This is a genomic window from Arthrobacter sp. H14 (assembly GCF_000520495.1).
Lineage (GTDB): Bacteria > Actinomycetota > Actinomycetes > Actinomycetales > Micrococcaceae > Arthrobacter_C.
In genome coordinates this window covers 46,804-54,445 of record NZ_KI914642.1, presented here as the reverse complement: position 1 = coordinate 54,445, position 7,642 = coordinate 46,804, and the positions used below count along the sequence as shown (strand labels likewise).

Genomic DNA, 7,642 nt, shown 5'->3' with positions numbered 1-7,642 from the left:
CAAGGTCCTCGTATTCCTTGCTCACGAGCCACTCTGAGGGATTGCCACTGGTTATTCTCGAATCCATGGCCATGGGTTGTATTCCCATTTGCTATGACATGAATTATGGCCCCTCCCAAGTTATTGACCATGGGGTTAACGGCTTCCTGGTTCCCCTGGGGGAAGAAGAGGCGCTCAAAGAAACAATCCACGACTTCCTGCTCCTACCTGCTGCTGAGCGGGCCGCCATGCGGGAGGCTGCCGTCAAGAGGTCGGGCGACTTTTCCGACGAAGCAACCGTACCGCTTTGGCTGGCCGCCCTCGACCACGCCAAACGATGGAAAGCCGGCCTTGATTGGAAGGGCGCTATCCAGGCGGAAAATGGAGACACTGCCGTAAGCGGAAATCGGTTGTCCATCAAATGCAGTATCCGTTTCGATGCACCTCCGGCCCCTGTCGGTGTTCCGGTATTCCCCATTACGATCGCGCTCCGTGAGCGCGGCGGTAAGGATCTCTACCGGTCCAATATCACTGCCGTTGCCCGCGAAACAGACACTTATTTCCGTGTATCGGCCGAGTGGCCCGCCGAAATTCTGGCCGGAAATAAAAAGGCGGTCTATGACGCCTTCGTCGAGATACTGGGAAGAGACGGACTGCAATCTGTCCGCATTTCAACGGGCAGCATCGACGACGGCGTTGACGCCTACTCTACGATCCATGGCAATTTGAGTTTCAGAGTCTGACGGTCCCTGACCAGATCCAGGATTTACGGACTGCTTGAGCAGCAAATTCAGCAAGGCTAGAGGGCGAGCCAATACGCCGCCGATACCTGAGGATTGAGTACGGTCAGCCACCACGCAGGAGAATATTCGTTGATTACTGCCAGTGTCCCGGTAGGTCAAAAATTGGTCCGCGCGCCGTTGATACCGGGGCTCCATTTCGCATTCAACAGCAATCCTGGCCTGTACCTCCTCCATCACCCCATTGAGGGTACTGTGAATTGGACCCGGTAACTCGACATCCAGACCCAGATGAGAACCCCACGAACCGATAAATTCTTCTCGGTCAAATTGGTAAAAGATGACGGGAGCCCCGCGACTCGTCTGATCATCGTCGGCAGCGGACCATTGGCCGCATACCTGCGTGACGTCGCTGCCCACTACGGGTTGAACCGTTCCGTCACATTTGCCGGTTAACAACCGAACGCGGCCGCCCTCATGGCCGCGGCGGATTGCATGGTGGTGTCAAGCGACTACGAGGGCCAGCCGATGGTTATCCTTGAATCCTTGATTCTGGGCCTGCCAGTTCTGACCACAGCATTCGGTTCAGCGAAGAGCGCCCTTCCTGATGGGATGGGGTTAATTGTCGAACAGGATGATGAAGCGCTCGCAGAGGGCATGCGTAAGGCTATCCGAAAGGAAATTCCCACCGGGTTCTTCGACGCGGATGCGTACAACAGGCGGGCGATGGAAGAATTTACCGGGCTATTGGGGCCGTGGACTGAGCTTAGTCGTCGAACACTTGGTCCCGCGAATATGGATACCGTAACCACGCGAGGGCCTGGATGCGCGGACTTTCCCATGGATACCGCCAAAAGTGCCCCGGGGCGCATCCTCTATTTGGACCACCCCGGGGCATGCATGACATGACTGTGAAACGGCCGGCTATTCGGCGCTGACGATCATTCCCGCCGCCACCGTGCTGTACGTCGATTCATCAATCAGGATAAAGCCACCGGTCAGTCTGTTGCGATGGTACTCGTCTGCAAGCAGTGGCTTGGTCGTCCGCAAGCGGATCCGCCCGATCTCGTTCAGCTTGAGCTCTGTTGCCTCTTTGTTGCGATGCAGTGTATTGATGTTGAGCTCGTAGTGCAGATCCTTGATCATGGCCCTGGCGGACTGCGTGGTGTGCTTGATGGCAAGCTTCGTGCCGGGCACGAGTGGAGCATGGTCCATCCAGCAAATCATAGCCTCTATGTCTTGGGTAACATGTGGCTGATTGTTCGGCCGGCAAATCATGTCACCGCGCGAGACATCAATATCGTCCTTCAGCCGGATCGTGACAGACATCGGCGCGAAAGCCTCTTCGAGCGGCCCGTCGGCGGTATCAATCGACTCGATCTCTGTAGGCAACCCACTGGGTAGTACGATGACATCGTCACCGGGTTTCATCACGCCGCCGGCGATGCGACCGGCATAGCCGCGATAGTCGTGGAAGTCGTCGCTCTTGGGCCGAATAACGTTCTGAACCGGGAAGCGGACGTCAACGAGGTTCCGGTCACTCGAAATATGAACGTGCTCCAGATGATGCAAAAGCGACGGGCCCTCGTACCATGGCATGTTTTCCGAACGTGACACAACGTTATCGCCCTTGAGCGCAGACACGGGAATGACAGTCAAGTCGGCAATATTGAGGCGGGTCGCGTATTCTGCGAAGTCCCGTTCGATCTCTTTAAAGACATCCGCCGACCAGTCGACCAAGTCCATCTTGTTCACGGCCACCACCATGTGTGGAACCTCTAAGAGGGAGACCAGGAAAGCATGACGGCGGCTCTGCTCCACCAAACCCTTCCGTGCGTCCACCAAGACGATGGACAAGTCCGAAGTTGAGGCACCAGTGACCATATTGCGCGTGTACTGGATGTGCCCCGGAGTGTCCGCGATGATGAACTTCCGCTCCGGCGTGGCAAAGTAGCGATACGCAACATCGATAGTGATGCCTTGCTCCCGCTCAGACCGGAGGCCATCGGTGTAAAGCGACAGGTCGGTGTATTCGTCTCCACGGGCGCGGCTCGTTTTTTCCACAGCCGCCAGCTGGTCCTCGAAAATGGATTTCGAGTCGTGAAGCAACCGGCCTATCAAGGTGCTCTTACCGTCGTCGACCGAGCCAGCCGTTGCAAATCGCAGGAGGTCCATTTAGAAATATCCTTCTTTCTTGCGGTCTTCCATAGCCGCTTCGCTAACTCGATCATCCCCACGGGTGGCTCCGCGTTCGGTAATACGTGATGCCGCGACTTCGTCAACGATGTCTGCAGCCGTCGTGGCTGAGGAGCGAACTGCTGCGGTCAGGCTGGCGTCGCCGACGGTCCGGTACCGAACTGTTTCGATGAACGTCTCTTCGCCCTCTTGCGGTTGGCAGAACCTGTGAACTCCCATCAGCATGCCATTCCGCTCAAATACTTCACGCTCGTGGGCGAAGTAGATCGATGGAAGATTAATGTTTTCGTGCTCGACGTAGCTCCAGATATCCAGCTCAGTCCAGTTGGAGAGCGGGAAGACCCGGATACTTTCGCCAGGGTGAACTTTAGTGTTGAAGAGATTCCATAGCTCGGGCCGCTGGTTCTTGGGATCCCACTGTCCGAACTCGTCCCTGAATGAGAAGACCCGCTCTTTGGCTCTGGCTTTCTCTTCATCCCTGCGGGCCCCGCCCATGAGTGCATTGAAGCCGTGCTTCTCCGCGGTCTGCAAGAGGACCGGTGTCTGGATACGGTTCCGGGAGCCATTGCGCTCCTCCGCCACGATTCCTCTATCAATGGCTTCTTGAACTGATCCGACGACCAGATTCAGACCCAACCGCTCGACTTCCTGATCCCGGAACTCAAGGACTTCATCGAAGTTATGCCCGGTGTCCACGTGCACAATTGGGAAGGGTACTGCGGCAGGGGCAAAAGCCTTAACCGCCAGGTGAAGCATCACCATCGAATCCTTGCCGCCGGAGAACAACATCGCTGGTCGTTCGAGTTCGGCGGCAACCTCACGAATGATGAAGATCGCTTCCGATTCGAGCGCCTTGAGTTGGCTCAGATTATATTTAGAGCCGCTAGCGGTACTCATGTGTGCACATCCCGTCCGTCTCTCAACTTCCGTTGTCAGTGTCATTTAAATTGTGCGATAGCGCTCAGCAACTGGTCGGCCAGGTCGGCACGGCATACCAGTAGGTCAGGCAGATAAGGGTCTTCCTGATTGTATCGAAGATCCGAACCATCAATTCTACTAGCATGCAGGCCCTGCGCCACTGCCACAGCCACGGGTGCGGCCGAATCCCATTCGAATTGCCCGCCGGCGTGAATGTATGCATCCACTTCACCCCTGATGACGGCGGAAGCCTTATATCCTGCCGAACCCATCGGCACCAGCTCAGCGTCGAGTGAAGCAGCGATATCCGAAACCAACTGCGGGGCCCTGCTCCTGGACACGGCTATTCTGATTGGGCCCGAATGGACGGCGTTGGAGGGCCCAACGTCTGTTGCACTGCCGAGGACTATGTCCTCGCCAGGCAGCGCAACCGCACCGGCACTAAGGGATCCATCGACCCAGAGCGCAACATGCACGGCCCAATCGTGACGATTCTCGGAGTATTCACGGGTGCCATCAAGGGGATCGATAATCCAGACGCGATTCGCGTGGACGCGTGCAATATCGTCAGCGGCTTCCTCCGAAAGGACGGCATCATCCGGGCGGGCGAAAGACAGAACCGAGCTCATCAAGGCTTGGGACCGGGCGTCACCTTCGTCTTTCAGCTGGTCTTTCCCGATTCCAGCTGCCAGCGCCTCGGACCGAAAATCCCGCAGCATCCGGCCAGCCGCGCTTGCAAGATGCGATGCGAATGCCGCGTCGGCTTCGCTCTGGCTGAATTCATTCCTCAGCCACTCTTCCAACTCCACCCATGACTCCATGTTCGTTGTGAGGCTGCCAAAGCTGGTAGCCCTTTCGGGAATTACCTTACAGACCATAGGCGCCCTCTCCTCAATCCTCCAGAATTCCTGTTCCACAGTGTGAGGAAAACTACAGTAAAGCCCATGGCCAATGACCTGGGTGTCCGGAGCGATCCACGAACGGCTCCGTGCCGGAGTCCCGGGTACTTTCCAACCTGTCGCGGGTATGATGATGGCGGTCGTCGCCGGAATCAATTACGTCCTAACGTTCGAATCCGCACACCAAGACGCGAATGCCTTCGAAAGGACCTTAGATGACGCCGTGGCAGGAAGTACTGCACGAACCAAGCCACTCACTTGACTACAGCATTCTCGACACACTTGAGTTACTCATGGGCGGGCTGCTGGGCACGACGTCGTATATGCTCCCGGGGCAAGTGCCATCGAACCTCCCAGTCGAGCCGTTGCTCACAGTCCCCCGGGGCGTTGCCGAGAAAGCCACGGAATACGGCGCGTTGTTGCTCGCGGACCCCGATGGCACACCTCTGGCCCGGCTGGAGGTAACTTCCACCGAAGCAGCACCACCAGATGCGGTCTATCTTGCCGGTCCGCTCACGCCATTGCAGAAGCCCGAGCATTCTGCCGCACGGGACCTGCGGATCACCGCCCCATTCAATGCTTCCGGAACGGTCCAAATCGTGGCAGCCTTTGACTGTGCGCCAACGGCGGAGCAACTCGCCTTAGCCGTGGCGACAGCACAAAAATCGGATGCTCAATTGCACCTTATTGCCCTGTCGGGAGCAGGAGACGCTACCGACAACCAGTTGGCAAAATTGCTGGCGGCGGTGCGCGCGTGTGCGGGCCCATTGGAAAAAGCCGAAGCCAACCTCTTAGTTGTACCGGATTACGCTGCCACAACTCATGAGGGCGAAGGTTCTATAGGCGATTTTGTCCTGCGGCGCCTGGGCGCACGTGAGGTGCTCAACTTTTCTTCCCTTCACGAGCCGGCGCGAAGCGACACCGCATCCCCCCGCCCAGGAGGGATGGTGGTCCTGTTCACGGGCCTATCCGGGTCAGGAAAGTCCACTGTGGCCCGGGCCGTCCTCGAACAAATACAAACCATCGATGACCGTCAGGCGATCCTGCTCGACGGCGACGATGTGCGACGATTCCTGACCGCAGGGTTGGGCTTCACTCGGGAGGACCGGAATACCAATGTGGAGAGAATCGGTTGGGTCGCGTCACTGATTTCGTCCGCAGGGGGCATTGCCGTATGCGCCCCGATTGCTCCTTTCGACGAAAGTCGGAAGCGTGTCCGCGAATTTGCAGAACGTGCAGGTCAGTACATTCTTGTCCATGTCTCGACACCATTGGAGGTTTGCGAGAGGCGGGATCGTAAGGGACTTTATGCGAAGGCCAGAGCTGGTCTAATCCCGGATTTCACGGGCATCGATTCGCCGTACGACGAGCCTGCAGATGCAGACTATGTCGTCGATACATCTGTGACTTCCGTAAAGGAAGCAACCGACGCCGTACTCAGACTCATTGCGCAGCACTCCGCCATCCCGGGGGCTTGAATGAGGCGGGGCGGCGCTCCGCCAGAGTCCGCTCCGAATCAAGTATTCTGTATTTCGCAAGATTAACTATCCCATGTCCGTTTCTTCGGGCCAGGTTGCTTGAGGTGCCGCCCGCCCAAGCCAGATCGCCAATTCCAGGAAGGCTCTAGAGAGTGCCAATCTTCAGAAAAGACGGAAGAAACATTCTTTTCGTCCATGTTCCCAAGACCGGTGGGTCAACAATAGAAAAGGTCTTCAGGGAAAGCGGCTACCAAACGCTCTATCTGGACGGAAAAGTCGGCCCGGCGTCAGTAAATCATGTACGCCGGTGCACGCCCCAACACATGCACGCCGACATGTTGGAAATGAACTTCCGGCTCGGGAACTTCGACGAAATTTTCATGATGGTTCGCGACCCCTTGTCACGTTTCAAATCTGAATACATCTGGCGCAATAGAAAAGACCTGAAGGTCGTAGACGCAGAGTCAGTTAATAGCTGGGGCGCCAAGGTGTTTAAGCAGTACGCCCGGGATAATTTCGTTTTCGACAACCACCTCAGGCGGCAAGTGGAATTCCATCTTCCGAACAGTAGCGTCTACCGGTTCGAGGACGGCATGCGGGGCGTCGTGGACGACCTCAACGCACGCTTGGATCTGGGGCTAAACCCGGACATCCCCAAACTCAAGGATGGTAAGCAGCAAACTGGCTTTTCCAGTAGCGATGTCATTGTCTCGCCGGACATGGAGGCTAAGGTCAAAGAAATCTATGGCGAGGATTACACTTCTTTCGGCTATCCATTGTAGAAGGGAACCGGTTGCCGCCGCTGGACAGTCAGCTCAATTCCTTTACGATCTGGCTGATGCTGTCCAGCGTCTTCTTCAGTTCCTCGACATGTTTGGTGTCAAAGGCGCTCAACACCCGCTTCATCTCAGTCGTTGAAATCCCGCTGGTACGTGGAAGGTAGACGACCTCCACCCTGTCTTCGAGGTCGTCGAACTTCCCCTTCCAGTCTTCGCCGATTCCAAAGACGTCCGCCCTGTACGTGTCAATGTCTTCACGCTTCTGGCTCCAGCGGTCTTCCGGAATGGCTTGGTCGACATAGCGGATGGCCTGGACTATTTCCAGCCGCTGGTCGAAGGGGACAATAGGCTTTTTCCCCTTAATGGCATTGAACTCGTCTGTCGAAACGCCAACGATGAGCCTGTCTCCCAGCTCGCTCAGCCGCTTGAGGATGTTCAGGTGTCCGATGTGGAACAGATCGAAAGTCCCATACGTCAGAACCGTTTTCGTCATAGTCCTACCTCACTCCAAGATTCTCATTTCATCGGTCATAGCTGCTGTTCAGTTTAGGGCGGAACGGCCCGGATCTTGTGGAGGCCGCTCAGATAACCGGCGGCCGCCCATGCCGTGCCATTCGCCAGACGGTCGACCAGCCAAGGCGCGGGCGGGGCTC

At 56.8% G+C, this 7,642-nt stretch carries 9 protein-coding genes; 4 read left to right on the top strand and 5 right to left on the bottom strand.

Going from position 1 to position 7,642, the window contains the following annotated elements:
• Positions 1-722: glycosyltransferase (locus Y707_RS0107315; protein WP_155852811.1), on the top strand; the 722-nt coding region annotated here is incomplete at its 5' end.
• Here the strand turns inward: Y707_RS0107315 and Y707_RS33440 are convergent.
• The gene (locus tag Y707_RS33440; protein WP_162150192.1) at positions 651-1,139 is read right to left on the bottom strand and encodes a CDP-glycerol glycerophosphotransferase family protein; all 489 of its coding nucleotides are present in this window, start codon (positions 1,137-1,139) and stop codon (positions 651-653) included. The genes Y707_RS0107315 and Y707_RS33440 overlap by 72 nt on opposite strands.
• Positions 1,140-1,196: 57 nt before the next feature.
• On the opposite strand from Y707_RS33440, the gene Y707_RS33435 reads away from it, so the two are divergent.
• Positions 1,197-1,628 (top strand): glycosyltransferase, encoded by a 432-nt coding sequence (locus tag Y707_RS33435; protein ID WP_081744697.1) that lies wholly within the window; start codon positions 1,197-1,199, stop codon positions 1,626-1,628.
• Positions 1,629-1,643: 15 nt separating this feature from the next.
• Here the strand turns inward: Y707_RS33435 and Y707_RS0107305 are convergent, their stop codons facing one another.
• The 3 genes from Y707_RS0107305 to Y707_RS0107295 are packed head-to-tail and all read right to left on the bottom strand — an operon-like array spanning position 1,644 to position 4,642.
• Complete coding sequence (locus tag Y707_RS0107305) at positions 1,644-2,894, bottom strand: sulfate adenylyltransferase subunit 1 (protein ID WP_026534581.1); 1,251 nt, start codon at positions 2,892-2,894, stop codon at positions 1,644-1,646.
• The gene (cysD, locus tag Y707_RS0107300) at positions 2,895-3,812 is read right to left on the bottom strand and encodes a sulfate adenylyltransferase subunit CysD (RefSeq protein WP_026534580.1); all 918 of its coding nucleotides are present in this window, start codon (positions 3,810-3,812) and stop codon (positions 2,895-2,897) included.
• 41 nt (positions 3,813-3,853) lie between these two features.
• Positions 3,854-4,642: a 3'(2'),5'-bisphosphate nucleotidase CysQ gene (locus Y707_RS0107295; RefSeq protein ID WP_253905096.1), complete on the bottom strand. Its 789-nt coding sequence runs from the start codon at positions 4,640-4,642 to the stop codon at positions 3,854-3,856.
• A gap of 305 nt (positions 4,643-4,947) precedes the next feature.
• Between Y707_RS0107295 and cysC the strand changes: the two genes are divergently transcribed.
• Positions 4,948-6,210, top strand: a complete 1,263-nt coding sequence (cysC, locus tag Y707_RS24240) for an adenylyl-sulfate kinase (RefSeq protein WP_081744696.1) — start codon at positions 4,948-4,950, stop codon at positions 6,208-6,210.
• 152 nt (positions 6,211-6,362) lie between these two features.
• The gene (locus Y707_RS0107280) at positions 6,363-6,992 is read left to right on the top strand and encodes a sulfotransferase family 2 domain-containing protein (protein ID WP_026534577.1); all 630 of its coding nucleotides are present in this window, start codon (positions 6,363-6,365) and stop codon (positions 6,990-6,992) included.
• Between the two features lie 28 nt (positions 6,993-7,020).
• On the opposite strand, the gene Y707_RS0107275 is transcribed toward Y707_RS0107280, so the two are convergent.
• Positions 7,021-7,482 (bottom strand): FAD synthase family protein, encoded by a 462-nt coding sequence (locus Y707_RS0107275; RefSeq protein ID WP_026534576.1) that lies wholly within the window; start codon positions 7,480-7,482, stop codon positions 7,021-7,023.
• Positions 7,483-7,642: the final 160 nt, after the last annotated feature.